The sequence below is a fragment of the Limnohabitans sp. 15K genome (assembly GCF_002778285.1).
In the GTDB taxonomy this organism is placed as follows: Bacteria; Pseudomonadota; Gammaproteobacteria; order Burkholderiales; family Burkholderiaceae_C; genus Limnohabitans_A.
The window spans coordinates 452,658-477,137 of sequence record NZ_NESM01000001.1; the positions used below are offsets into that span (position 1 = coordinate 452,658).

At 60.8% G+C, this 24,480-nt stretch carries 22 protein-coding genes; 17 read left to right on the plus strand and 5 right to left on the minus strand.

Going from position 1 to position 24,480, the window contains the following annotated elements; genetic code table 11:
- Positions 1-7 precede the first annotated feature (7 nt).
- A complete protein-coding gene (locus B9Z40_RS02115) occupies positions 8-1,282 on the minus strand; it encodes a branched-chain amino acid ABC transporter substrate-binding protein (protein ID WP_100171668.1) in 1,275 nt (424 codons plus the stop codon).
- Positions 1,283-1,346: 64 nt separating this feature from the next.
- The gene (gene tsaD / locus B9Z40_RS02120) at positions 1,347-2,390 is read right to left on the minus strand and encodes a tRNA (adenosine(37)-N6)-threonylcarbamoyltransferase complex transferase subunit TsaD (protein WP_100171669.1); all 1,044 of its coding nucleotides are present in this window, start codon (positions 2,388-2,390) and stop codon (positions 1,347-1,349) included.
- A 170-nt stretch (positions 2,391-2,560) separates the two neighbouring features.
- Between tsaD and B9Z40_RS02125 the strand changes: the two genes are divergently transcribed.
- The 11 genes from B9Z40_RS02125 (at position 2,561) to B9Z40_RS02175 (ending at position 15,897) form a co-directional block, all read left to right on the plus strand.
- Positions 2,561-3,250: a substrate-binding domain-containing protein gene (locus B9Z40_RS02125; protein ID WP_100171670.1), complete on the plus strand. Its 690-nt coding sequence runs from the start codon at positions 2,561-2,563 to the stop codon at positions 3,248-3,250.
- 37 nt (positions 3,251-3,287) lie between these two features.
- Positions 3,288-3,914 carry an ANTAR domain-containing response regulator gene (locus tag B9Z40_RS02130; protein ID WP_100172863.1) on the plus strand — a complete coding sequence of 209 codons (627 nt, stop codon included), beginning with the start codon at positions 3,288-3,290 and terminating at the stop codon, positions 3,912-3,914.
- Between the two features lie 287 nt (positions 3,915-4,201).
- A complete protein-coding gene (locus tag B9Z40_RS02135; protein ID WP_100172864.1) occupies positions 4,202-5,446 on the plus strand; it encodes a CmpA/NrtA family ABC transporter substrate-binding protein in 1,245 nt (414 codons plus the stop codon).
- Positions 5,447-5,457: 11 nt separating this feature from the next.
- Positions 5,458-6,366, plus strand: a complete 909-nt coding sequence (gene ntrB / locus B9Z40_RS02140) for a nitrate ABC transporter permease (RefSeq protein WP_100171671.1) — start codon at positions 5,458-5,460, stop codon at positions 6,364-6,366.
- Positions 6,363-7,169, plus strand: coding sequence for an ABC transporter ATP-binding protein (locus B9Z40_RS02145; protein WP_100171672.1), 807 nt, complete (start codon positions 6,363-6,365; stop codon positions 7,167-7,169). The genes ntrB and B9Z40_RS02145 overlap by 4 nt, the downstream gene beginning before the upstream one ends.
- A gap of 10 nt (positions 7,170-7,179) precedes the next feature.
- The gene (nirB, locus tag B9Z40_RS02150; RefSeq protein ID WP_100171673.1) at positions 7,180-9,648 is read left to right on the plus strand and encodes a nitrite reductase large subunit NirB; all 2,469 of its coding nucleotides are present in this window, start codon (positions 7,180-7,182) and stop codon (positions 9,646-9,648) included.
- 19 nt (positions 9,649-9,667) lie between these two features.
- Positions 9,668-10,048: a nitrite reductase small subunit NirD gene (gene nirD, locus B9Z40_RS02155; protein ID WP_100171674.1), complete on the plus strand. Its 381-nt coding sequence runs from the start codon at positions 9,668-9,670 to the stop codon at positions 10,046-10,048.
- A 16-nt stretch (positions 10,049-10,064) separates the two neighbouring features.
- Entirely contained in the window at positions 10,065-12,911 is a 2,847-nt protein-coding gene (locus B9Z40_RS02160) for a nitrate reductase (protein WP_199172466.1), read from the plus strand.
- 60 nt (positions 12,912-12,971) lie between these two features.
- The gene (gene ybiB, locus B9Z40_RS02165) at positions 12,972-13,871 is read left to right on the plus strand and encodes a DNA-binding protein YbiB (RefSeq protein ID WP_100171675.1); all 900 of its coding nucleotides are present in this window, start codon (positions 12,972-12,974) and stop codon (positions 13,869-13,871) included.
- The gene (gene cobA, locus B9Z40_RS02170) at positions 13,868-14,653 is read left to right on the plus strand and encodes a uroporphyrinogen-III C-methyltransferase (RefSeq protein WP_100171676.1); all 786 of its coding nucleotides are present in this window, start codon (positions 13,868-13,870) and stop codon (positions 14,651-14,653) included. Before ybiB ends, cobA begins: the two co-directional genes overlap by 4 nt.
- Positions 14,654-14,676: 23 nt before the next feature.
- Complete coding sequence (locus B9Z40_RS02175) at positions 14,677-15,897, plus strand: NAD(P)/FAD-dependent oxidoreductase (protein ID WP_100171677.1); 1,221 nt, start codon at positions 14,677-14,679, stop codon at positions 15,895-15,897.
- Here the strand turns inward: B9Z40_RS02175 and B9Z40_RS02180 are convergent.
- Positions 15,887-18,130, minus strand: a complete 2,244-nt coding sequence (locus B9Z40_RS02180) for a patatin-like phospholipase family protein (RefSeq protein ID WP_233204755.1) — start codon at positions 18,128-18,130, stop codon at positions 15,887-15,889. The genes B9Z40_RS02175 and B9Z40_RS02180 overlap by 11 nt on opposite strands.
- A 299-nt stretch (positions 18,131-18,429) precedes the next feature.
- Between B9Z40_RS02180 and rpsU the strand changes: the two genes are divergently transcribed.
- Positions 18,430-18,642: a 30S ribosomal protein S21 gene (gene rpsU, locus B9Z40_RS02185; RefSeq protein ID WP_019428257.1), complete on the plus strand. Its 213-nt coding sequence runs from the start codon at positions 18,430-18,432 to the stop codon at positions 18,640-18,642.
- Between the two features lie 117 nt (positions 18,643-18,759).
- On the plus strand, positions 18,760-19,206 hold the full coding sequence (locus B9Z40_RS02190; RefSeq protein ID WP_100171679.1) for a GatB/YqeY domain-containing protein: 447 nt from the start codon (positions 18,760-18,762) through the stop codon (positions 19,204-19,206).
- Between the two features lie 34 nt (positions 19,207-19,240).
- Here the strand turns inward: B9Z40_RS02190 and B9Z40_RS17195 are convergent, their stop codons facing one another.
- The gene (locus tag B9Z40_RS17195; protein WP_158238049.1) at positions 19,241-19,378 is read right to left on the minus strand and encodes a hypothetical protein; all 138 of its coding nucleotides are present in this window, start codon (positions 19,376-19,378) and stop codon (positions 19,241-19,243) included.
- Between B9Z40_RS17195 and B9Z40_RS02195 the strand changes: the two genes are divergently transcribed.
- Positions 19,377-20,984 carry a GMC family oxidoreductase gene (locus B9Z40_RS02195; RefSeq protein ID WP_199172467.1) on the plus strand — a complete coding sequence of 536 codons (1,608 nt, stop codon included), beginning with the start codon at positions 19,377-19,379 and terminating at the stop codon, positions 20,982-20,984. The genes B9Z40_RS17195 and B9Z40_RS02195 overlap by 2 nt on opposite strands.
- On the opposite strand, the gene B9Z40_RS02200 is transcribed toward B9Z40_RS02195, so the two are convergent.
- Positions 20,981-21,553, minus strand: a complete 573-nt coding sequence (locus tag B9Z40_RS02200) for a MarR family winged helix-turn-helix transcriptional regulator (protein WP_158238050.1) — start codon at positions 21,551-21,553, stop codon at positions 20,981-20,983. The genes B9Z40_RS02195 and B9Z40_RS02200 overlap by 4 nt on opposite strands.
- A gap of 81 nt (positions 21,554-21,634) precedes the next feature.
- Between B9Z40_RS02200 and B9Z40_RS02205 the strand changes: the two genes are divergently transcribed.
- The 3 genes from B9Z40_RS02205 to B9Z40_RS02215 are packed head-to-tail and all read left to right on the plus strand — an operon-like array spanning position 21,635 to position 24,478.
- A complete protein-coding gene (locus B9Z40_RS02205; protein WP_100171681.1) occupies positions 21,635-22,996 on the plus strand; it encodes an aminotransferase class III-fold pyridoxal phosphate-dependent enzyme in 1,362 nt (453 codons plus the stop codon).
- Between the two features lie 40 nt (positions 22,997-23,036).
- Positions 23,037-23,993, plus strand: coding sequence for a tripartite tricarboxylate transporter substrate binding protein (locus B9Z40_RS02210; protein WP_100171682.1), 957 nt, complete (start codon positions 23,037-23,039; stop codon positions 23,991-23,993).
- Positions 23,990-24,478, plus strand: coding sequence for a tripartite tricarboxylate transporter TctB family protein (locus B9Z40_RS02215; RefSeq protein ID WP_233204756.1), 489 nt, complete (start codon positions 23,990-23,992; stop codon positions 24,476-24,478). Before B9Z40_RS02210 ends, B9Z40_RS02215 begins: the two co-directional genes overlap by 4 nt.
- The last annotated feature ends 2 nt before the right edge of the window (positions 24,479-24,480 follow it).

Below are 24,480 nucleotides of genomic sequence, written 5' to 3' on the forward strand. Positions count from 1 at the left end.
TTCAGGCTCATTGAGGCCGTACCATCTTGCAAGTGCTGGGCAAGCGGGCCTGCTCGGCCTTGATCTGCCGCACCACCTTGAAGCCATAGCCTGAGCCTTCGACATCAAACGGCACGCCGGGTTCACCTTGGCGCTGCATCACGCCCACCACCAGCGGCTGCTGAAACTGGTGGTCTTCGGCCCGCATGAAACCGGTTTGTCCAGCCATGCTGACGCGGGCTTTTTCAAGTGCCAGCGCCAAAGCAATCGGCTCGGTGCTGCCCGCTTTTTCAACCGCTTGCGCGAGCGCCTCGACCATCAGCTGCATGCGCACATGCACATAGTCTTCTGAGGGCTTGCTGAAACGCTGGCGAAAAGATTGGTAAAAAGCCGCGCTGGCTTGGCCCGGCACATTGGGCAACCAGTCGGCTACGGCGATCACACGGTCCAAACCGGCATCACCCAAGGCAGCTGGCGCACCCAATGCATTGCCATAAAAGGTGTAAAACTTGCCGTTGTAACCCGCCTCGCGGGCAGCCTTGACCAGCAATGTCAAGTCATTGCCCCAGTTGCCGGTGATGACCGCTTGTGCGCCGCTGGCTTTGATCTTGGCGGCATAAGGCAAAAAGTCTTTCACGCGGCCAATCGGGTGCAGCTCTTCGCCCACAATTTTCACATCCGGACGCAGTTCGCCAATTTGTTTGCGTGCTTCACGCAGCACGGCTTGGCCAAAGCTATAGTCCTGCCCAATCAAATAAGCCGCTTCGATTTTTTTGTCTTCGCGAAACACCTGCATGAGCGCCGTCATGCGCATGTCGGCGTGGGCGTCAAAACGGAAGTGCCAGAAGCTGCACTTCTCGTTCGTCAGCGCCGGGTCCACCGCCGAGTAATTCAAGAAGAGCACGCGTTTGCTCGGTTCGCGTTCGTTGTGTTTGTTGATCGCATCGATCAAGGCGGAGGCATTGGCCGAGGAATTGCCTTGCAAGACCACCTGCGCGCCGTCGTCGATGGCCGACTTGAGGGACGACAAAGCCTCTTCACTTTGGCCCTTGCTGTCATAGCGCTCCAGCAACATGGGCCGCATGCCCTGCGCGGTTTTGACGCCACCACGCGCGTTGACGCGCTCCACCGCCCAAGCGATGTTGCGCACCACCGCCTCGCCTGTGTTGCCAAAGGGGCCACTCAGGCCTTCAATCAGCGCCAGCTTGATGGGGGCAGGCGACTGCGCCATAGCGGGCAGGAAGAAAAGAGCAGCAGCCAAGGAAATCAGCGCACGACGGGAAGAAATCAAAGACAAACGCATATTGAAAATAGAACCCGCACTCACACGGGTCAAGGCCGAAAGCCGCGCAGTTTAACGGCTCGGTTTAAACCAGTTCGTGCAAAGGCCAACGCGGCTTGACGTCGAAGCTGTAACGCGCCTCGGCCACTTGCGCGCCGGATTGCAAGCGCATGGCGGCGGCCATGGCGATCATGGCGCCGTTGTCGGTGCACAGGTGGAGCTCGGGGTAGTGCACGCGCACCCCAGCTTTGGCGCAAGCAGCATTCAACTGCCCACGCAACTCGCGGTTGGCCCCAACGCCACCGGCCACCACCAAACGCTTCATGCCCGTGGCCTTGAGCGCGTTCATGGATTTTTTGAGCAGGACTTCCACAATCGCCGCCTGGGTGGAAGCAGCCAAGTCGGCCCGCTCGGGCGCGCCTTCGGTGTGGGCAGCGGGGCCAATCTTTTGGCTTTGGGTGAGCACCGCCGTCTTGAGGCCCGCAAAAGAAAAATCAAAGTCACCGCTGTGCAGCAAAGGCCGAGGCAACTTGTAAGCCGCCGGATTGCCCTGCTCAGCCAAACGCGACAGGCCCGGCCCGCCCGGATAAGGCAAGCCCATGAGCTTGGCCGACTTGTCAAAGGCTTCGCCTGCGGCGTCGTCAATGGTTTCGCCCAAAAGTTCGTAACGGCCCACGCCTTCCACCCGCATCAACTGGGTGTGGCCACCCGAGACCAGCAAGGCGATGAACGGGAACTCAGGCGCATCGGCACTCAAAAACGGCGAGAGCAAATGGCCTTCGAGGTGGTGCACGCCCAGCACAGGCTTGCCCAAAGAAGCCGCCAACGCACAAGCAACGCCTGAGCCCACCAGCAAGGCCCCAGCCAAGCCTGGGCCACGCGTGTAAGCCACCACGTCGATGTCGGCCAAAGTGGCCCCCGACTCGGCCAGCACTTGGCGCGTGAGGGGCAACACCCGGCGGATGTGGTCGCGGCTGGCCAACTCGGGCACCACGCCGCCGTAGGCTTGGTGCATCTCGATCTGGCTGTAAAGCGCGTGCGACAACAGGCGCGGCAAAGCCTCGCCCGTGGTCTCTACCAGGGCCACGCCCGTCTCGTCGCAAGATGATTCGATACCCAAAATTCGCATAACAGGTAGTTTAAGCGGGGCATGGTCGCTCGCCCTGCCCTTGGCCATAATCCTTTGTGGGAGCGACGCCCTCGTCGCGAATGAGTTTTTTTAACCTTTCCTAGCGCTCGAAGAAGCTTTCGCGACGAGGGCACCGCTCCCACAAAAGTCCCTCCTTCAAAGCCCACACCATGACCACTCTCCGACTGATTTCTTCCATGGCCACCAAGCCCTTGCTGGCCGATCTCTTGGCGCTGTACCAAGCGCAAGCGCCCGACGTTCAAGTGCTGGTCGAGTCGGTTGGCGGCGTCGATGCCGCCAAGCGCGTGCAGGCGGGCGAAGCCTTTGACGGCGTGGTGTTGGCCAGCGACGCCATCGACAAACTGGTCGCCAGCGGCCATGTGCTGGCGGGCAGCCGTGCCGACCTGGTGCGCTCGGGTGTGGCGGTGGCCGTGCCTGCGGGCCAGCCCGTGCCCGACATCTCGACCGAAGCTGCACTCAAAGCCGCTGTTCTTGCCGCGACCACGCTGGGGTATTCCACCGGCCCAAGCGGCGTGCAGTTGGCCAAACAGTTTGAGGCGTGGGGCATTGCCGATACCATCGCCCCCCGCATCGTGCAAGCCAAGCCGGGCGTGCCCGTTGGCTCACTGGTGGCCCAGGGTGAGGTGGCGCTGGGCTTTCAGCAGCTGAGCGAAATGCTGGGCGTCCAAGGCATCACCATCGTAGGCGGCCTACCACCCGCGGTGGAGATCATTACCACCTTTTCGGGCTCGATGGCGGCGTCTTGCGCCCAGCCTGAGGCCATGCGTGCGCTGCTGGCCTTCTGGCAGTCGCCAGCGTGTGACGCGCTCAAGCGCCAGCACGGCATGGCGCCGGCCTGAGTCAGGCGCACGGCGCGCTTCTTGCATGACCCTGCCCATGCAGGAAGCCCTACGAATCGTCGTCATCATTTCAGACCCCGCCTTGGTGGCCGAGGGGGATGAACAGGCGCATGCCATTGAAGAGCGCTCGCGCCTCTTGCGCATTGGCTTGCTCGAAGCAGGCTACAACCTGGTGGCCACCCTGCCCGCCGATGTATTTTTGACCGAGCGCTTGGCGCAACTGCAGGCCGATATGGTCATTGTGGATGCCGAGAGCGATGCCCGCGATGCGCTGGAGCATGTGGTCATGGCCACACGCGATGAGCGACGCCCCATCGTGATGTTCACCAACGACAGCGACACCCGCCCGATGAACGAGGCCGTGGCCGCAGGCGTGACGGCCTACATCGTCGCCGGACTGGCACCCGAGCGCATCCACCCCATCTTGACGGTGGCGATGGCGCGCTTCAAACACGAGCAAGCTTTGCTGGCTGAGCTGGACAGCGCCCGACTGGAACTGAGTGACCGCAAACGGATCGACCGTGCCAAGGGCCTGTTGATGCAGCGCCAGAGCCTGAGCGAGCAAGAGGCCTATGCCAGATTGCGCAAAGCGGCCATGAACAAAGGCGTGAAGCTGGCCGACATCGCACAGCAAATGATCGAAATGGCCGAATTGTTGGGCTGACAGCGAAGCACCATTTCGGCACCATTCAAGTGCAATCGCACCACCAAGGTGCAGATCAAAGCAACAAAGCCGAAAAATCAACTGCCAAACCCCAGGGAAACCCTGGCACGCGGATTGCATCACCTGAAATAAGACCAACGGAGGTCTAGCGCAACAGCACCCAAAGGCGGGTGACTTTTGCACACCGGACAAAGGCGTCCTCATGCGTTCGCGCCCTGTACAACAGGCGCGAGTGACATGTGGACGCCTTTTTGTTTTTGTTTTCCGAAATTTTCAAGGAAATGGCCATGACCGACTTTCTCAAAAACAGCCTGACCCGCCGCAATGTGTTGCAAGCCGCCGCCGTCGGTGCAGCAGGCATTTCTCCCGCCTTGCGCTCTGTGGTGTATGCCGCAGGCTCTGATGCCCCCGAGAAAAAGGAAGTCAAGATCGGATTCATTCCGCTGACCGATTGCGCCAGCGTCGTCATGGCCTCGGTGCTGGGTCTGGACGTCAAGCACGGCGTCAAGTTCGTGCTGAGCAAAGAAGCGAGTTGGGCCGGTGTGCGCGACAAACTGGTCAACGGCGAACTCGACTTTGCCCACGTACTTTATGGCCTGGTGTACGGCGTGCACTTGGGCATCTCTGGACCCAAAAAAGACATGGCCGTGCTGATGAACCTGAACCACAACGGCCAGGCCATCACGCTGTCCAAAAAGTTGGCTGACAAAGGCGCGGTCGATGGCGCAGGTCTAGCCAAACTCATGGCCAGCGAAAAGCGCGAATACACCTTTGCGCAGACTTTCCCCACCGGCACGCACGCCATGTGGCTGTATTACTGGCTGGCCAGCTACGGCATCAACCCGATCAAAGACGCCAAGGTCATCACCGTGCCGCCACCACAAATGGTGGCCAACATGCGGGTGGGCAACATGGACGGCTTTTGTGTGGGCGAGCCCTGGAACCACCGCGCCATCATGGACGGCATCGGGGTGACGGCTGCAACCACACAGGACATCTGGAAAGACCACCCTGAAAAGGTCTTGGGGACCACGGCCGAATTCGTCAACAAATACCCCAACACTGCACGCGCTGTGACAGCGGCCATCATCGAGGCCGGTCAGTGGATCGATGCCAGCTTGCAAAATAAACTCAAGATGGCAGAGACCGTGGCCGACAAATCCTACGTGAACACCGGTGTTGACGCGATCAACCAGCGCATTCTGGGTCGGTACCAAAACGGCATGGGCAAGACCTGGGACGACCCCAACCACATGAAGTTCTACAACGAAGGCATGGTGAACTTCCCCTACCTGTCCGACGGCATGTGGTTCATGACGCAGCACAAGCGCTGGGGCTTGCTCAAAGACCACCCCGACTACTTGGGTGTGGCCAAGCAGGTCAATCAAATCGCCCTCTACAAAGACGCGGCCACCGCGGCCAAAGCAGCCGTTCCCAAGAGCGACATGCGCAGCCACAAAGGCATTGATGGCGTGGTCTGGGACGGCAAAGATCCCAAAAAATACGCCGACGGTTTCAAAGTCAAAGCCTGAAGGACAGCACCATGGTCAGCGCCGTTTTCCATTCACCCACGGGGAGCAAAGCCGCTCCCGCATCGGTCGTGCCCCTCACCGAAGCTGAGGTGGCCACAGCCCATGCCGTGGCTGCCGCGCAAATGCAACGCGCCCGCCTGTGGCACAACTTCTGGATGGCGGTCTTGCCGCCGCTCATGGGTCTGGGCCTCTTGATCGGACTGTGGGCGTTGGTGTCCATCACCACCAAGGGCAGCATCCCCAGCCCGTATGACACCGGCGTGCAAGCGGTCGAGATCTTCAGCGACCCGTTTTACCGCAAAGGCCCCAACGACCAGGGCGTGGGCTGGAACGTGCTGATGTCGCTCGAACGCGTAGCCGTGGGTTTTGGCTTGGCGGCACTCGTTGGCATCCCAGCGGGCTTTGTGATTGGGCGTTTCACCTTCCTCTCGCGCATGTTCAACCCGCTCATCAGCTTGTTGCGCCCGGTCTCGCCACTGGCTTGGTTGCCGATCGGTTTGCTCGTGTTCAAAGGGGCCAACCCCGCCGCCATCTGGACGATTTTCATTTGCTCCATCTGGCCGATGATCATCAACACGGCTGTGGGTGTGCAGCGCGTGCCGCAGGATTACCTGAACGTGGCCCGGGTGCTCAACCTGTCCGAGTGGAAGATTGCCACCACCATCTTGTTCCCCGCAGTGCTGCCTTACATGCTGACCGGCGTGCGGCTGGCCGTGGGCACCGCGTGGCTCGTCATCGTAGCGGCAGAAATGCTGACCGGCGGCGTGGGCATTGGCTTCTGGGTCTGGGACGAGTGGAACAACCTCAACGTCAAGAACATCATCATCGCGATTTTTGTGATCGGCGGCGTGGGCTTGATCCTGGAATACGCCCTGATCCGCATCGCCACGGCCTTCACTTTTGAGGATGTCAAATCATGAACAACGACAGCAAGTACATCCAGATTCAGAGCGTCGAGCAAACGTTCAAAACCAACAAAGGCTTTTTCCCAGCGCTGCGTGACATCCACTTAGACATCGCCAAAGGCGAGTTCGTGGCTCTGATCGGACACTCCGGTTGCGGCAAGTCCACCTTGCTCAACCTCATCGCCGGACTGACCACACCTACGGCCGGTGTGCTGCTGTGCGCCAACCGCGAGATCGCGGGCCCGGGCCCCGAGCGTGCGGTGGTGTTCCAAAACCATTCGCTGCTGCCGTGGCTCACCTGCTTTGACAACGTGCACTTGGGCATCGAGCGGGTGTTTGGTGCAACCGAAAACAAAGCCCAGCTGCGCGCCCGTACCGATGCGGCGCTGGCCATGGTGGGCCTGACCCATGCCGCGCAAAAGCGTCCCGGCGAAATCTCAGGCGGCATGAAGCAGCGCGTGGGCATTGCCCGAGCTTTGGCCATGGAGCCCAAAGTGTTGCTGATGGACGAGCCCTTTGGCGCTCTGGACGCGCTGACCCGCGCCAAGCTGCAAGACGAATTGCTGGAGATCGTGGCCCGTACCCAAAGCACCGTGGTCATGGTCACGCACGATGTGGACGAGGCCGTGCTGCTGTCCGACAAGATCGTGATGATGACCAATGGCCCCGCAGCCACGATTGGCGAGGTGCTGAGGGTGGACTTGCCACGCCCCCGCCAACGCGTGGAACTGGCCGAAAGCGTTGAATACCAGCGCTACCGCAAAGCGGTGATCGACTTCCTCTACACGCGCCAAGCGCATGTGGAAAAAACCGCTTAAGGAGAAGACCATGGACATGCGTGTCAATGCGAAAGAGAAAATGAAACTGGTCATGGTCGGCAATGGCATGGCTGGGGTTCGGGCCATCGAAGAGCTGCTCAAGCTCGCCCCTGACCTGTACGACATCACCGTGTTCGGCGCCGAGCCGCACCCCAACTACAACCGCATCCTGCTCTCGCCCGTGCTGGCCGGGGAGCAAACGCTGGACGAAATCGTGCTCAACGACTGGCCCTGGTACACAGACAACGGCATCACACTGCACGCGGGTTGGAAAGTCACGGCAGTCGACCGCGTCCAGCGCACCGTGAGCGCCGAAAACGCCGCAGGCGAAACGCTGACGACGCCTTACGACCGACTGGTGATCGCCACTGGTTCCAACCCCTTCATCCTGCCCTTGCCCGGCAAAGACTTACAAGGCGTATTGGCCTACCGCGACATTGCCGACACCCAAGCCATGATCGACGCGGCAACGCAGTACAAGCATGCGGTCGTCATCGGCGGAGGCCTGCTCGGCCTGGAAGCGGCCAACGGCCTGATGAAGCGAGGGATGCAAGTCACCGTGGTGCATGTGAGCGATTGGTTGATGGAACGCCAACTCGACAAAGTGGCCGCGCAAATGCTGCAAGCCTCGCTTGAAGCACGCGGCATGCAGTTCCGCATGAACGCTCAAACAGCAGCCTTGATCGGAGACGAGACGGGACGGGTCCACCAAGTTGAATTCAGGGACGGCACGCATGTGCGCGCCGACCTGGTGGTCATGGCCGTGGGCATCCGCCCCAACACAGCGCTGGCCGAAAGCATGGGCCTGCATGTGAACCGGGGCATCGTGGTGAGTGACACATTGCAAACCGTGACCGACCCGCGCATCTGGGCAGTGGGCGAATGCGCCGCACACCGAGGCATTGCCTACGGTCTGGTGGCCCCGCTGTTTGAGCAAGGCAAAGTGCTGGCCAACCACTTGGCCGAGTTCGGTATTGGCCGCTACACCGGGTCACTGACTTCGACCAAACTCAAGGTCACCGGCATTGACTTGTTCAGCGCGGGCGATTTCATGGGTGGCCCCGAGTGTGAAGAGATCGTCATGAGCGACCCCGCCGGCGGCGTGTACAAAAAGTTGGTGCTCAAGGGTGACCAGCTGGTGGGTGCTTGCCTGTATGGCGACACGGTGGACGGCAGCTGGTATTTCAAGTTGCTGCGTGACGGGCGCAGCGTGGCCGATATCAGAGACAAGCTGATGTTTGGCGAGTCCAACATCGGCGACGTGGGCCACCAGGGCCAGAGCAAAGCCGCCGCCATGGCCGACACCGACGAAGTGTGTGGCTGCAACGGCGTGACCAAGGGCGCGATCTGCAAGGCCATCAAGGACAAAGGTCTGTTCACACTCGACGAAGTGCGCAAACAGACCAAGGCCAGCGCCAGCTGCGGCTCCTGCACCGGAATGGTCGAGCAGATTTTGATGTTCACCGCCGGTGGCGACTATTCGGCCACACCCAAACTCAAACCCATGTGCGGTTGCACCGAGCACGGCCACCAGGCGGTGCGCGATGCGGTGCGCGACAACAAACTGCTCACGGTGGGTGGCGTGTTCAAGTTCATGGGCTGGCGCACGCCCAATGGCTGCGCCAGCTGCCGGCCCGCCGTCAACTACTACCTGATCAGCACCTGGCCCAAAGAGGCGCAGGACGACCCGCAAAGCCGATTCATCAACGAACGCAGCCACGCCAACATCCAAAAAGACGGCACCTACAGCGTGATCCCACGCATGTGGGCGGGCGAGACCACCGCCGCCGAGCTGCGCCGCATCGCCGATGTGGTCGACAAGTACCAGATCCCGACCGTCAAGGTCACGGGCGGTCAACGGATCGACTTGCTGGGTGTGAAAAAAGAAGACCTGGTGGATGTGTGGAAAGACATCGGCATGCCTTGCGGCCACGCTTATGCCAAGGCCCTGCGCACGGTCAAAACCTGCGTGGGCAGCGAGTGGTGCCGCATGGGCACGCAAGACAGCACGCAAATGGGCAAGGACCTGGAGAAAGCCATGTGGCGCATGTACGCGCCGCACAAGGTCAAGTTTGCGGTGTCGGGCTGCCCTCGCAACTGTGCAGAAGCGGGCATCAAGGACGTGGGCATCATCGGCGTGGACTCAGGCTGGGAGATGTATGTCGGCGGCAACGGTGGCATCAAAACAGAAGTAGCGCATTTTTTCACCAAGCTCAAGACCGCCGAAGAGGTGCTGGAGTACACCGGCGCTTTCATGCAGCTGTACCGCGAAGAAGGCTGGTACTTGGAGCGCACGGTGCACTACATCAACCGGGTGGGTCTGGACTACGTGAAGAAAAAGATCTTGGAAGACGCCGGTTTGCGCCAAGCCCTGTGGGCCAAGCTGCAAGCCGCGCTCGACGGCGAACCTGACCCGTGGTTTGAGTTGCAAGAAGCCAAGGTGGACACCCGCCAGTTCGCGCCCCTGACCACCGCCTGAATCAAGACAAGGAATTCCCATGACCACATGGACAGAAATCTGCCGGATGGAAGACATCCCAGTGCTGGGCTCTCGCCGCGTGGCGCGTGACCATGGACTCGACGTGGCCGTGTTCCGCAACGACGCCGATGAGGTGTTCGCCCTGCTCGACCGCTGCCCCCACAAAGGGGGGCCGCTGTCGCAAGGCATCGTGTTTGGCACCCGGGTGGCCTGCCCGCTGCACAACTGGACCATCGACCTGTGCGACGGCCAGGCGCAAGCCCCCGACGAAGGTTGCACGCCGCGCTTTGACGTCAAGGTGGAGGCCGGCGTGGTGTTTTTGAATGCAGACGAATTGGTCGGTCATGCCACCGACCTGACGCGGCCCATTGCAGGCCCGGTCTCTCGCAAAACGGCTTGAGCCTGAACCCACGCCCATGATCCCCATCCTGCAAGAAACCAAATCCACCTGCCCCTATTGCGGCGTGGGCTGCGGTGTGGTCATCGCATCGCAGGGCGCGCAAATCACCGGCGTGCGCGGGGATCCAGACCATCCGGCCAATTTCGGCCGTTTGTGCACCAAGGGCCAGTCGCTGCACTTGACGGCCGCGCCCCAAGTCACCGAACAAACCCGCTTGCTCACGCCCCAGTGGCGGCCTTTGCGGGGTGAGGCCACCCAGGCGATGGACTGGAGCGACGCCATGGACATGGCCAGCCAACGCCTGGCCGCCATCGTGCAAAGCCACGGGCCAGACGCGCTGGGTTTTTACATCTCGGGTCAGCTGCTCACAGAAGACTATTACGTCTTCAACAAACTGGCCAAAGGCCTCTTAGGCACCAACAACATCGACAGCAACTCACGCCTGTGCATGAGCAGCGCTGTGGCGGGTTATAAGATGACGCTGGGGGCCGACGCCCCGCCCGCGTGCTACGAGGACATCGCGCACGCGCAGTGCCTGTTCATCGCAGGCAGCAATGCCGCTTGGGCGCACCCTATTTTGTTTCGCCGCATCGAAGACGCCAAGCGTGCCAACCCGGCGCTCAAGATGGTCGTGGTCGATCCGCGCAGAACCGACACCGCCGACATGGCCGACCTGCACTTGGCCATCCAGCCCGGCACCGACGTGATGCTGTTCCACGGTCTGCTGCACATCATGCTGAGCCAAGGCTGGACGCAAGCAAGCTACATCGCCGCCCACACCAGCGGCTTTGAAGCCCTTCAAGTGCTGGTGGCCGACCACACGCCTGCGCATGTGGCGCAGATTTGCGGCGTGCCCGAAGCCGACCTCTACACCGCCGCCCGCTGGTTTGCGGGTGTTCAAGAGGAAAGCGCTGACCGCACCCCCACCCTGAGCCTGTATTGCCAGGGCCTGAACCAGTCGAGCAACGGCACCGCCAAAAACGCGGCGCTCATCAACCTGCACTTGGCCACGCAGCAAATCGGTCGCCCCGGCGCAGGCCCCCTGTCATTGACTGGCCAGCCCAACGCCATGGGTGGGCGCGAAGTCGGCGGCATGGCCAACCTGATGTCGGCCCACCGCGACCTGGCCAACCCGCAGCACCGTGCCGAAGTGGCCGCGCTCTGGGGTGTGGCCGATGTGCCCGCCAAACCGGGCCTCACTGCTGTAGAGATGTTCGAAGCCGCTGCCGACGGGCAAATCAAAGCCTTGTGGATCGCTTGCACCAACCCCGCGCAGTCCATGCCTGACCAGAAAACGGTGCGCCGCGCTCTGCAACGTGCCGAGTTCGTGGTGGTCCAAGAAGCATTTGCCACGGCTGCCACCTGCGACTACGCCGACCTGCTGTTGCCCGCCACCACATGGGGCGAGAAAGAAGGCACGGTGACCAACAGCGAGCGGCGCATCAGCCGTGTGCGCGCCGCCGTGGCGGCACCTGGCCAGGCTCGGGCAGACTGGGCGATTGCCGCTGACCTGGGCCAACGCTTGGCGGTGGCGCTGGGCCGCCCGCAAGACGCCCGTTTGGTGGCATTCACCACACCCGAGTCGGTCTGGAACGAGCACCGCGAAAGCACCCGGGGGCGCGATCTGGACATCACGGGCCTCAGCTACGCCCAAATGGAAACCACTGGTCCCGCCCAATGGCCGCTGCCCGAAGGTGCCAGCACCGGGCAAGCCCGTTTGTATGCCGACGGGAGATTCCCGACAGCCGACGGCCGCGCCCGCTTTGCCTCCGTCAGCTGGCAGCCCGTGGCCGAAGAGCGCGTGTCGCAGTTCCCGTTTTCTCTGACCACAGGCCGCCTGCGTGACCAGTGGCACGGCATGACCCGCACCGGCACCGCAGGTCGCCTGTTTGCCCACAGCCCCGAGCCTTGCGTACAAATGAATCCGCGAGACGCACAGCGCCTTGGCCTGCAAGACGGCGAGCTGGTGCAAGTGCGCAGCAAGCGGGGCAGCCTGGTGCTGCCGGTGCAGGCCAGTGCGCAAGTGGCAGCCTCGCAGGCCTTCATCGCCATGCACTGGGGCCCTGAAGTGCTCAGTGGCCGGGATGCACAAGGCGAAGCTGGGCTGGGCGTGAACGTGCTCACCACATCGAGCTACTGCGCCACCTCCAAACAACCCGAACTGAAACACGCGGCAGTGCAAATTACCCGCGCCGCCCTGTCGACCGATGCCACCTGGCAAATGTCAGCCATGGCTTGGCTGCCCAAGGACACCGTCTGGACCGTGCGCCAGCAATTGCAAAAACTGCTGCCGCAATTCGATTTTGCTTACCTGGTGCCCTTCACCGATGCCAGCGCGGCTCTGGCCGACCAGACCCCGCGCACCGGCTTGATCCTGCGCACGGCCTGCAGCCAACCTGTCGGTGCAGCGCTGCTGCACACCGTGGCCGAGGCCCTGGGACTGAACAGCCCAGACACCCTGCACTACCAGGACGCGGTGCGCGTGCAGCGACGATCGGTCAAGCTGAGCACACCCCATGAAAATGGCCAGCGCAAGCTGCAAGGCTTTCTGGTCGCTGGCGACAGCCGCTCAGCCCGCTGGCTCAAAACCTTGCTGCACGAAGCCACACCGCTGAACTGGCCCGCCCGCCAATGGCTGATGGCGTCCGACGCACCACCCGAAGGCGCAGCCCCCGTCAGCCGCCAGGTGTGCAGCTGCCTGAATGTGCGCGAAGACGCCATCGCGGCCTGCCTGCAAACCCAATCAGGCAGCGAAGACCAACGGCTGGCCGGGCTGCAGGGCCAATTGCGCTGCGGCACCCAATGCGGCTCGTGTGTGCCCGAGTTGCGCAAGATCATCCGGCTGGTGGCACAGGCTGCCTGAAGCCTGAACACACATACCCATATAACGAACAGTTATCTGACTTCCTTCACAATCCAGCCAATGGGAATCGGCCACTACATCAAGGACATCGGACGCGGCAAAGACGGCGCGCGTGCGCTCGGCCGCGTACAAGCCGCTGACCTGATGGGCCTGATCCTCGACCAGCAAGTGAGTGACCTGGAGCTGGGCGCGTTTTGCATCGCCATGCGCATCAAGGGCGAGACGCCCGAAGAGATGGCCGGCTTTCTGGACGCTACCCATGCTCGGCTGAACAAGGTCCACACGGGCCAAGTGCCAACCGTGGTGCTGCCCAGCTACAACGGTGCTCGCAAGCTGCCGGTGCTGACACCCTTGCTGGCCCTGCTGCTGGCGCGTGAAGGCGTGGCGGTGGTCATGCACGGCACGGCCACCGAAGACAAACGCGTGAGCAGCCAAGCGGTAATTGCAAAGTTGGGCATGGCTGCTTCTGGCCATTCACCGCAAGTGAAAGCCGGTGAAACGGTGTTTGTGCCTACGGGCGTGCTGAACGCGGGCCTCGAGCGCCTTCTTTCCGTTCGCCGCGTGGTGGGCCTGCGCAACCCCGGGCACAGCTTGGTCAAGCTGATGAACCCCTGCGATGGCCCAGCTCTGGTGGTGAGCAGCTACACCCACCCCGAATATTTGCTGTCCATGTCGGCCACCTTTGCACTGACCGGACAACACGCCCTGTTGCTGCGCGGCACCGAAGGCGAAAGCGTGGCCGATGCCCGGCGCACGCCTGCGATGGATGTTTTCAAAGACGGGCAAACGCGGCGTGTGCAGACCCCGCAAGAAGGCTCGCTCATGCAAGTGCCTGAGTTGCCCAACCCAAACGCGGTGGCCACGGCGGCTTACATCCAGCGCGTTTTGCGCGGTGAATTGCCCGTGCCACAGGCGATTGCACTGCAAGTCCAACACATCCTGCACGAGGTGAAGCCATGAACACAACCAGCACTGGCCGCTGCACCTTGGTCGGCGCAGGCCCCGGCGACCCGGAGCTGCTGACCCTCAAAGCCGTGAAAGCGATTGCCAGTGCCACGGTCATTTTGGTGGACGATTTGGTCAACGACGCCGTGCTCGAACACGCCTCGCCCACCGCCCGCATCGTGCACGTGGGCAAGCGCGGCGGCTGCAAGAGCACGCCTCAGGCCTTCATCGACAAGTTGATGATCACCGCCGTGCAAGAAGGCGAGCTGGTGGTGCGCCTCAAAGGCGGCGACCCGTTCATCTTTGGCCGGGGCGGTGAAGAAGTTGAGCATCTGCGCGCAGCAGGCATCGACGTCGAGGTGGTCAACGGCATCACCTCGGGTTTGGCGGGCATGAGCAGCCTGGGTGCACCGCTGACCCACCGCGAACACGCACATGGCGTGGTGTTTGTGACCGGTCATGCCAAACCCGGCGACAGCGGTACCGATTGGGCTCAACTGGCTGCAACCGCTCGACAGGCCAAACTGACGCTGGTCATCTACATGGGCGTGAGCAGTCTGGAGCACATCAGGATTGGTTTGTTGCAAGGCCTTCCCGCACACACACCCGTGGCCATCGTGCAGCACGCCAGCTTGCCCCAGCAGCGTGAAGCGCTGACGACACTCGGTGAAGTGGCCAACACCATAGCGCGCGAAGGCCTGCAAAGCCCAAGCATCATCGTGGTGGGTGATGTGGTGCAAGGTGCGCGGGCTTGGCGGCAGGCCCAGCCAGAGGCCGCATCACTTCGCACAGCTTGAGCGCCCCCTTACACTCCTGACCCATGAATACATGGGATGCTGTGATCGTGGGTGCCGGGGCTGCCGGTTTGTTTTGCGCAGGCGTGGCTGGCCAGCGCGGCCTCAAGGTGCTGGTGCTCGACCACAGCGACAAGATCGCCGAAAAGATCCGCATCTCGGGCGGCGGGCGCTGCAATTTCACCAACAGATTGCTCGACGCGTCCGCCCCACAGAAGCACTTCATTGGCCAGAATCCGCAGTTTTGCCGCTCGGCCCTGTCGCGCTACACCCCCCAAGACTTCATTGATTTGGTGCAAAAGCACGGTATCGCCTTCCATGAAAAACACAAGGGCCAGCTGTTTTGCGACCACTCGGCCGAAGACATCATCCGCATGCTGTTGGCCGAATGCGAAGCGGGCGGGGTGACCCTGAAAATGGGCTGCGGCGTCCAAGCCGTGAAGCTTTTAGAAGGTAGTGGCTACCAACTGGACACTTCACAAGGCGCTATCCAAACACGGTCTCTGGTAGTGGCCACGGGTGGTTTGTCCATTCCCAAAATCGGTGCCACTGGCTGGGGCTACGAGGTGGCGACGCAGTTTGGCTTGCGCTTGGTGGAGCGCCGTGCTGGCTTGGTGCCCTTGACGTTTGACGGTGCCGCCTGGGCGCCTTATGCGCAATTGGCCGGACTGGCTTTGCCTGTGGGCATCAGCACTGGCGAGAAGAAAACCCGCATGCACTTTGACGAAGACCTGCTGTTCACCCACCGGGGTTTGTCAGGCCCGGGGGTGCTGCAAATTTCAAGCTATTGGCAAGAAGGCTCCCCCATCCGCCTGAACCTGGCCCCCGAGGTCAACCTGCCGGAACGACTGCAGGACGCCAAGCAACGCTCCAAAAAATTGTTGGGCAACGAGTTGGCCACCTTGGTGCCCAACCGCTTGGCCGAGGCTTGGGTCAGCCAAGACCCGGCCTTGCAACGCACATCGGCCGAGGTGCCCGACAAAGCTTTGAACAAACTGGCCGAAGCCTTGTCCAATTGGACACTCACGCCCAACGGCAGCGAAGGCTACAAAAAAGCCGAAGTGACTTTGGGTGGCGTGGACACGCGCGATTTGTCTTCGCAGACCATGGAATCGAAGCAGCAAGGCCTGTACTTCATTGGCGAAGTGGTCGATGTAACCGGCTGGCTGGGGGGGTACAACTTTCAGTGGGCTTGGGCCAGCGCACACGCTTGCGCTCAAGCGCTGCCCAGCCATCTCAATAGCTGAAACGCCGACCCAGCTGCAAAAACACGTTGTAACCGTTGCCCGAACCCCTTGCAGCGCCCAGATAAATATCGCCAATTTTGCTGTCGACGGCCACAAACAAGGTGCCGCTGTAACGCCAGCGAATCGCGTCACCCTTGAACCAGGCGTCGCCCGCTTCAAGCACTGTTCCCACATACGTTCTTTGGTTGAATAGCCCGCCATCGGTCAAGCGGTACATGTAAGTGGTTTGCAAGTGCGCCAATTGGTCACCGGCCAACTGCCCCATGCGGTAGGCACCCATGTTTTGAAAGCCCCCCAAAATCAACTGACTGGGCGAGCGGCAGTTGTTGCAATCGCGTGTAACGCGGTCTTGTGCGAGGTCCATGCCCAAGTTAAAAATGTGCGGCCCGACCGAATGGGCCCACTTGGCCGTCAAGCGTCCACCGCTGTAAATGGCACCACTCACCCCTTGCTCCAAGCTACCACCCCAAAAATAACCCTGGGTCGGGAAACTCAAGGAGTCGAGCTGATCGACCTGAAACTGGGTTTTGAGGCCACTGTATTTCACCAAGTCGGTACTGGGCAACTGAGCGTCGTTCCAATCGATCGTGGTGTCAAAGCTTCTGCGGATCGCGCTGGCGGTGAGCCCCAGCTTGATGTTCGCCTTGCGCTCAAAATCATAGACCAGCTGGGCATCCATGCTTTGAACCGTTTGGCTGAAATAGGCCAGTTTCTGATTGTTCTGCTCGTTCCTGAAAATCGCGCTGCGGTACAAAGGCAGGTAATTGCGGTCCCATGAAGCCCCTGTCTCCACACTCCAACCGCGAGACAGGGGTTGGTGCAAGCGCGCCGCTAATTCCGACTGCGTGCCCAAACGCGCATCGAGCGAAAACTCCAACCCGGACGGGGTCAACCAGGGGCGACGGTAACCAGCACCCACCGTGAATTGCGTCACACCATCGACCTCGGTCGAAAAACCCAGAGTGGTCTTGAAAAAGTGGGGGCTGTAAGGCTTCTCACGCACTTTGACGATCAGTTTGTAGCGATCACCTTGCAGCTGCTCCAAGCTGTAGCTGACCATGTCAAAGTAACCACTGGTGTAGAGCTCATCCATGTGGCGCTCAGCCAGCTGGGCCGAAAACTCTTGTTCCAGCATGGGCGACAGCATGGCCTGAATGTAGGTCTGTGACACATCCCTGTGACCTTGCGCTTCGATCGCCACGATGCGCTTTTCACGATGGTCAAACGACAAGGACCTCGCGCCTGTGGGCGTTGCTTGCCCTGCCCAAGCATTGCCCAAAGCCGCCAGCCGGGCTTGCACAGGCAGCAAAGCTTGTTGACCGCGCCGGACAATTTCGGCCGCGCGGTTGAAGTCGACAAAGCCGATGTCTTGCACAGCAGGCTGCACCAGCACATCTTGGGGACGCAGCAACGCCAAGTTGCGCTTTTCGTTTTGACGAATCAGGATGTCCAGCATCCGGTTGGCCACCACCAGTGCATGGCTGGCTTCTGGCGTTTTATATTCCCCGTCTTGGGCACCCAAAAAAGAAGCCACGATGACATCAGCCCCCTCACGCAAGGCCACCTCGATCGGCAAATTGGCGACCAGTCCACCGTCGACATAAGTCTCTCCATCCACATCGACCGGGGCAAACACTGCTGGAGCCGCCATGCTGGCCCGAATGGCCAGGTGCAAAGCGCCCCGATCAAACACCTTCATCTCGCCGTCGCGGTAACGGGTGGCCACCGCACGAAAAGGAATTTTTAGATCATTGAAATCGACATCCGGCGGTACATGCACCGTCAAGGCCTGCAACAAAGCCAAGAATCGCTGCCCATCGCTGACGCCGCGGGCAAAGCTCACCCCGCCATCCTTGATGCCGAACTCGAGCTCAACCGGGTATTTTTGCTGGTAGGCGCGGGTTCGTGAGGGCAACTCCAATCGGTTGAGTTGATCCAAAGCCACTTTGGAAGGGTCTAAGCTGCCGACCATGCGTTCGATGTCATCGGTAGACATGCCACTGGCGTACAAACCGCCGATCACAGCCCCCATGCTGGTGCCCACGATGCGGGCAATCGGAATCTGATCACGCTCCAATTGACGCAGCACGGCCAAATGTGCAAATCCTTTGGCTCCGCCTCCAGCCAAAACCACCACCACCTTGGGTGGCGAATCCACAGCCAGCGCAGGCCCACCCCACAACCCGCCGACACAAGACAACAAAACTGCCAGCAACCATTGACGAGGGGTCATTTTAAAAATTGTCATGTTTTAATTTATACGTTTAGTATTTATTTTATTAAATTCAAAACCCTGAAATCACAATCACCACATTGAATGCCCGAGGACGATGACGCGGCTCCACCGAGAGATGATCACAACTGTCCCACCTGGGGAGGAAAGCGGTTTGGATAGGGCTATAATCGCAAGCTTTGCTGGCAAACCCCCGTCTGCCAAATACTAGTTCGTGACGGGGAACCGCCGAAACTGGCTTTCAAGGGCCCGATCTCCCTTGCTTGCGCAGCCGGCACATTTTTGGAAACTTTGATTCAATGACCACCATCCGCGTGAAAGAAAACGAGCCGTTTGACGTTGCACTGCGACGCTTCAAGCGCACCATCGAAAAACTCGGTCTGCTGACTGACTTGCGTGCCCGCGAGTTCTACGAAAAGCCAACGACCGAGCGCAAGCGCAAGAAGTCGGCTGCCGTCAAGCGCCACTACAAGCGTGTGCGCAGCATGCAGTTGCCCAAGAAGATGTATTGATCTTCGGTTTTGTATGACCTGCAAAGGTCTGCAAACAAGCCCGCTGGAGGACGCTCAGGCGGGCTTTGTTGTTTCTGATCCCCTCCACTTATTGAACACCCACCCCAGGAGCCCCTCATGAGCCTGAAAGAACAAATCACCGAAGACATGAAAACAGCCATGCGCGCCAAAGACGCCGAACGTCTGGGCACCATCCGCTTGCTGCTGTCGGCCATGAAGCAAAAGGAAGTGGACGAGCGCATCGAGCTGGACGATGTGGCCGTGGTCGCCATCGTGGACAAGTTGATCAAGCAGCGCAAAGACTCGATTACTGCGTTTGAACAAGCCGCACGCCAAGACTTGGCCGACAAAGAAAAGGCCGAAATGGCTGTTTTGGTGGGCTACCTGCCAGCACGCATGTCGGCCGCAGAGGTCACGGCAGCGGTGCAAGCCATCGTGGCCGACTTGGGCGCCAAAGGTCCGGGTGACATGGGCAAAGTGATGGGTGCCGTCAAGGCTCAGTTGGCGGGCAAGGCCGATATGGGTCAGGTGTCCGCTGCCGTCAAGGCTGCGCTGGCGGGCTGAACCCGGGATTCAGACGGCAAGACTGAGGGCACTGTCACTCTGGCAGCCCGCTGGGTGAGCGGGTGGCGTAAAGGATGTCTGCAAACCGACTCAAGTTGAGAACCATGGCCAGCAGTCGTACACTGATTTGACCTGAACCTACAAAAATCAAGGCCGATTGAATGAGCACCATGGACGCCCCTTGTGACATCGTCATTGTCGGAGCTGGCTCAGCTGGCTGTACCCTGGCTGCCCGATTGAGCGAAGACCCGAACCTGCAGGTCACCTTGATCGAGGCTGGCACGCCCTCCAAATACCCATGGCTCAGCATTCCCATCGGTTACTTCAAAACCGTCGGCAACCCGGCACACGATTGGCAATTTGAAACACAGCCCGAAGCCGGCATGGCCGATCGGCGATTGCCTTGGCCCCGAGGCAAGGGCCCAGGTGGCTCCAGTCTGATCAATGGCATGCTGTATTTGCGTGGCCACCAACAGGACTATGACTGTTGGCAAGCCCTGGGCAACCCGGGCTGGTCCTGGGCCGATGTGTTGCCCTATTTCCAGCGCTCGATGAATACCGACCGAGCCTATCCCGGTGACGGCCAAGAGGGGCCTTTGTGGGTTTCTGAAGTGCCCCATGATCCGCTGTCCGATGCGTTTGTCGCGGCCGCTGGTCATTGCGGCATTAGGCCTACCGCCGACTTCAATGGCGGTGACAACTCGGGCGCCGGCTACTTTCGCATGAACACGCGCCACGGCCAACGCATGAGCACCGAGCGGGCCTATTTGCGGCGCGCCATGCAACGCCCCAACTTACAGGTCATCAGTGGGGCGCAGGTCACCCGCATCCTGATGCAGGGGACACGGGCAGAAGGTGTGAGCTGGATTCAAAACGGGCACAGCCACACCCTGCATGCCCGGCATGAAGTGGTGCTTTGCGCAGGCGCCATCCAGTCACCGCAACTCTTGCAGCTGTCCGGCATTGGTCCAAGCACCTTGCTTGCCAAGCACCAAATTGCACCGGTCGTCGATTTGCCAGGCGTAGGTGAAAACCTGCAAGACCATTTGCAGGTGCGTCCGTCCTTTCGCTGCGAAGGGGTGGAAACATTGAACGATGTGGCCAACAGCCGTTGGCGAAGTGCCCGTGACTTCCTGCTTTACCAGCTCACCCGCTCGGGGCCTCTGGCCACCGGGGTTTACCGGGCCGGCGCGTTCTTGTCACTGGACAATGCACAGCAGCCCCACTGGCCCAATGTGCAGATCCATTTCGGTCTGGTCAGCTTTGACCGCCCCCACCAACCGCCTCACCCTTTTCCGGGCATCACCTTGTCGGCCTGCATTTTGCGGCCGGAAAGCCGGGGGTGTATCCAGCTGCGCAGCGCCGATCCCTTGGCTGCACCCGAGATCCAGGCCAATTACCTGAGCGCCGAAAACGACCAGCGCCTGGCCGTGCAGATGGTGCGAAAAATGCGCGAGATCGCCAGCCAGGCACCGTTGTCCGATTTCATCGTGCAAGAGCATGAACCCGGTGCAGCAAGCCAAAGTGAGGCCGATCTGCTCGATTGGGTGCGCCGCCGCGCTGGCAGCATTTTTCACCCGGTGGGCACCTGCGCCATGGGCCCAGAAAGCGACCCAATGTCGGTGGTCGATGCCCGACTTCGGGTGCACGGTGTGCAAGGTTTGCGTGTGGTGGATGGCGCGGTCATGCCGCGCATCGTGTCAGGCAACACCAATGCGCCCATCATCATGTTGGCCGAGAAAGCCGCTGACCTGATCCGCGCGGACCTGCGGGCTTAATCGGCCAAGGACGTTGATTTCCAATGGGCGCGGCTGCCACCCAGCCTGCGCCCAGTGGCACCTTCGGGTTTGTGCCTTTGCGCCACGGCCGATGCCCGCGCACGCAGGCTGTGCATGGCACGGGCCAGCGCCTCACATTCTTCGGTGCTCAGGTCTTGCATGACCTCGCAGTGCACCTGAACCACGCGGGGAAAGATTTGACGGTACAACTGCATGCCGGCCTCTTTCAGCAAGACCCTCGCCTTACGGCCGTCTCCAGGCACGGGCTGGCGGTCCACCAAGCCCTTGACCATCAAGCCACGCAGGGTTTTAGAAGCTTGGGATCGGTCCACCGTGGTGCGGGCCGCCAAAGCCGAAGGTGACATGCCCCCGAGTTCGGCCAACATCGCCACAAACTGCCACTCCTCGCGGGTTATGCCGTACTCGTTTTCGCAGATGCGGGTCACCAATGAGCCGCTGATCCCCAGGAACTCGTGCAGCTGAAAATTGAGCAGATCGAAGATCGACTGCGGGTTTTCAAAATGGGGCAGCGGATCGGGGGCCGCCAGGGATGACTTGGGAAAACCCATGGTTTCAACAACCTGTCTACGGGAAAGACCTGAGGATAATGGATTTTTTCCATTACCCCCTTGATGCCTATGCTGAGGGCTATGAATTCCAACAGCATCGACATCCGCAGTGCCAACGCGCAGCACATGTACCATCCCATGATCGACCCCAAGGCGGTGCAGGCTTCGCCGCCCCTGATCATTGACCGGGGTGAAGGCGTCTATGTTTACGACATTGACGGCAAGCGCTACCTGGACACCGTGGCTTCGCTGTGGAACGTGAACGTGGGGCACAACCGCCCCGAGGTCATCAACGCCATTAAGGCGCAGCTGGACAAACTGGCTTACTACTCCACCTTTCAAAACACCTCCAACCCGCCCGCCATCGAACTGTCGGCCCGGCTGATGCGCATGTTCGCGCCGGAAAAAATGAACAAGGTGTTCTTTTCCTCCGGTGGCTCGGACGCGGTCGAGACCGCGCTCAAACTGGCGCGCCAATACTGGAAGCTGAACGGCCAGCCCGATCGTCACCAGTTCATCTCGCTCAAATGGGGCTACCACGGGGTGCATTTTGGTGGCGCGTCCATCAACGGCAACCCGATGTTCCGCAGCGCCTACGAGCCCCTGATGCCGGGCTGCCACTTGGCCGAAACGCCCTACACCTACCGCAACCCCTGGAACGAAACTGACCCGGCAAAGCTCGCTCAGCTGTGCCTTGACCAATTGGCCCAGCTGATCGCGCAAGTTGGGGCGCACAACATCGCCGCCCTGGTGGCCGAGCCGGTGCAAGGCGCTGGTGGCGTGATCGTGCCGCACGACAGCTACTGGCCAGGTCTGAGGCAACTGCTCGACCAGCACGGCATCTTGCTCATCAGCGACGAGATCGTGACCGGCTTTGGTCGCATCGGCGCCATGTGCGGCGCCCGCGCTTGGGGCGTGGCCCCGGACATCATGGCCATGGCCAAGGGCATCAATTCGGGCTATGTGCCTTTGGGCGCCACCCTCATCAACGAACGTGTGGCCAGCGCCTGGAACCAGCCCGGCGTGCCCGCTGCGCTGATGCACGGCTACACCTATTCAGGCCATGCGCTGGCGTGCGCTGCGGCCAACGCGAATCTGGACATTGTGGCCAGCGAAGACCTGCCCGGCAACGCCAGCCGCGTGGGGGCTTACATGCAAGACAAGCTGCAAGAGTTGATGCGTTACGCCCATGTGGGCGAAGTGCGCGGCAAAGGCCTGATGGCCGCCGTCGAACTGGTGACCGACAAAGCCAGCAAGGCCATGCTGGTGCCGCCTTCGGCCTACATCCAGACCCTGGTCGGCACAGCCCGCCACGAAGGCGCCATCATCCGCGTGCAAGGCAACCGGCTGATCCTGTCGCCACCCCTGGTCTTCACCCGAGAGAACGTCGACGAATCTCTCAGGGTTTTACACCTTGCGTTCTCAGCGGCCGAAAAAGTTTAATGCCCCCATCCCCATTGCCCTCAACTGACTGGAGACAACCATGACCCATCGCATCCGACTGATCACCCTCGCAGCCATGGCCCTTGCCGTCGCCCTGCCCGCCATGGCGCAAGACAAATGGCCCAGCAAGCCCATCGAGATCATCTACCCCTACCCACCGGGCAACGACATGGACGTGGTGACGCGATTGCTGGCCGAAGGCATGAGCAAGCGCTTGGGCGTGCCGGTGCAAGTGATCAACAAGCCCGGCGGCGGCGGCGTGGTGGGCTTTGCCGAAATGACCCGCGCCAAACCCGATGGCTACACCATCGGCACCTGGACACCCGGCCCTGGCATTTCGCAAATCGTTGCGGGCAACACCCCCTACAAAATGGCCGACTACCAAGCCGTGGGCGGCATGTTGATCAACGACTTCGTGTTGGCTGCACGTGGCGACATTCCGGCCAACAACCTGAAAGAGTTTGCCGCTTGGGCCAAAAAATCGGGCAAACCGGTCACCATCGGCAGTTATGCACCTGCGGCCGTGCCCGCCTTGATTGCGGCCAAGATCGCCAAAAAAGACGGCTGGGCTTACAAAGTCGTGGCTTTCCCCAACCCCACCGCCAAAGAGCTGGTGGCAGGGGACGCCGATGTGACTACGGCAGGCGCAGAGGGCGCCGTCTCTTACGCCAAAGCAGGTCAGATCAAAATCCTGTCGGCCTGGGGGCCCTCTCGCAACCCAGTGTTTCCCAACGTGGCCACGCCCGCAGAAGAAGGCTATGGCGAAATCTATTCTTGGGGCGGCATGGCTGCACCAGCCGGTGTCCCCAAAGACATTGTCAACAAGTTGTCTGCGGTGATGATGGAGGCTCTCAAAGATAAACCCGTGCAAGACCAATTCAAGAAGGCAGGCATCCCAGGGCTGCCTATGACGGCCGATCAAATGACCAAGCGAGTGGCTGATGACACCAAATGGATCGCCGAGTTGATGGCCGAGCTGGGTTTTGCCAAAAAGTGAACTCTGCATCCGACAATTTGACGTGGTCATGGGACAAGGGGCTGGTCTTGCTCCTGTCCTTGGTTGCAGCCGCGGTGCTGATGGCCACACCTCAGCTGATCACGCCCTACCCAGCACAAGCCGCCTGGTTTGAATCGGCGGCTTTTTTCCCGCGCGTGACTTTGGGTTTGGCCTGCATGGCGGGCTTGTTCGAGTTGTACCAACGCAGAAATGCGCTGGAGCTGGCCGACTCGGATGAACTCGACTCCAGCGCCGCCAACATCAGGCAGGCTTTGGGCATGCTGGCCTTGTTTGGCCTGTACATGCTGGCAGTGCCATGGATGGGCTACCTGTCGAGCACCTGGCTCTTTTTGACGGCCAGCGGGGCCTGGCTGGGCCTGAGCCGGCGCGCCACGCTGGGCCTGAGTGTGCTGCTCTCTTTGGGCATGTGGGTGGTGTTTGTCAAAGTGCTGAAGGTTTACTTCGGCCATGGCTGGTTGATCTGATC

Excerpts from the sequence above, each read along its gene's own strand:
- B9Z40_RS02115 (WP_100171668.1), bottom strand. The coding sequence starts at position 1,282 with ATGCGTTTGTCTTTGATTTCTTCCCGTCGTGCGCTGATTTCCTTGGCT.
- tsaD (WP_100171669.1), bottom strand. The coding sequence starts at position 2,390 with ATGCGAATTTTGGGTATCGAATCATCTTGCGACGAGACGGGCGTGGCC.
- B9Z40_RS02125 (WP_100171670.1), top strand. The coding sequence starts at position 2,561 with ATGACCACTCTCCGACTGATTTCTTCCATGGCCACCAAGCCCTTGCTG.
- B9Z40_RS02130 (WP_100172863.1), top strand. The coding sequence starts at position 3,288 with ATGCAGGAAGCCCTACGAATCGTCGTCATCATTTCAGACCCCGCCTTG.
- B9Z40_RS02135 (WP_100172864.1), top strand. The coding sequence starts at position 4,202 with ATGACCGACTTTCTCAAAAACAGCCTGACCCGCCGCAATGTGTTGCAA.
- ntrB (WP_100171671.1), top strand. The coding sequence starts at position 5,458 with ATGGTCAGCGCCGTTTTCCATTCACCCACGGGGAGCAAAGCCGCTCCC.
- B9Z40_RS02145 (WP_100171672.1), top strand. The coding sequence starts at position 6,363 with ATGAACAACGACAGCAAGTACATCCAGATTCAGAGCGTCGAGCAAACG.
- nirB (WP_100171673.1), top strand. The coding sequence starts at position 7,180 with ATGGACATGCGTGTCAATGCGAAAGAGAAAATGAAACTGGTCATGGTC.
- nirD (WP_100171674.1), top strand. The coding sequence starts at position 9,668 with ATGACCACATGGACAGAAATCTGCCGGATGGAAGACATCCCAGTGCTG.
- B9Z40_RS02160 (WP_199172466.1), top strand. The coding sequence starts at position 10,065 with ATGATCCCCATCCTGCAAGAAACCAAATCCACCTGCCCCTATTGCGGC.
- ybiB (WP_100171675.1), top strand. The coding sequence starts at position 12,972 with ATGGGAATCGGCCACTACATCAAGGACATCGGACGCGGCAAAGACGGC.
- cobA (WP_100171676.1), top strand. The coding sequence starts at position 13,868 with ATGAACACAACCAGCACTGGCCGCTGCACCTTGGTCGGCGCAGGCCCC.
- B9Z40_RS02175 (WP_100171677.1), top strand. The coding sequence starts at position 14,677 with ATGAATACATGGGATGCTGTGATCGTGGGTGCCGGGGCTGCCGGTTTG.
- B9Z40_RS02180 (WP_233204755.1), bottom strand. The coding sequence starts at position 18,130 with ATGACCCCTCGTCAATGGTTGCTGGCAGTTTTGTTGTCTTGTGTCGGC.
- rpsU (WP_019428257.1), top strand. The coding sequence starts at position 18,430 with ATGACCACCATCCGCGTGAAAGAAAACGAGCCGTTTGACGTTGCACTG.
- B9Z40_RS02190 (WP_100171679.1), top strand. The coding sequence starts at position 18,760 with ATGAGCCTGAAAGAACAAATCACCGAAGACATGAAAACAGCCATGCGC.
- B9Z40_RS02195 (WP_199172467.1), top strand. The coding sequence starts at position 19,377 with ATGGACGCCCCTTGTGACATCGTCATTGTCGGAGCTGGCTCAGCTGGC.
- B9Z40_RS17195 (WP_158238049.1), bottom strand. The coding sequence starts at position 19,378 with ATGGTGCTCATTCAATCGGCCTTGATTTTTGTAGGTTCAGGTCAAATC.
- B9Z40_RS02200 (WP_158238050.1), bottom strand. The coding sequence starts at position 21,553 with ATGGGTTTTCCCAAGTCATCCCTGGCGGCCCCCGATCCGCTGCCCCAT.
- B9Z40_RS02205 (WP_100171681.1), top strand. The coding sequence starts at position 21,635 with ATGAATTCCAACAGCATCGACATCCGCAGTGCCAACGCGCAGCACATG.
- B9Z40_RS02210 (WP_100171682.1), top strand. The coding sequence starts at position 23,037 with ATGACCCATCGCATCCGACTGATCACCCTCGCAGCCATGGCCCTTGCC.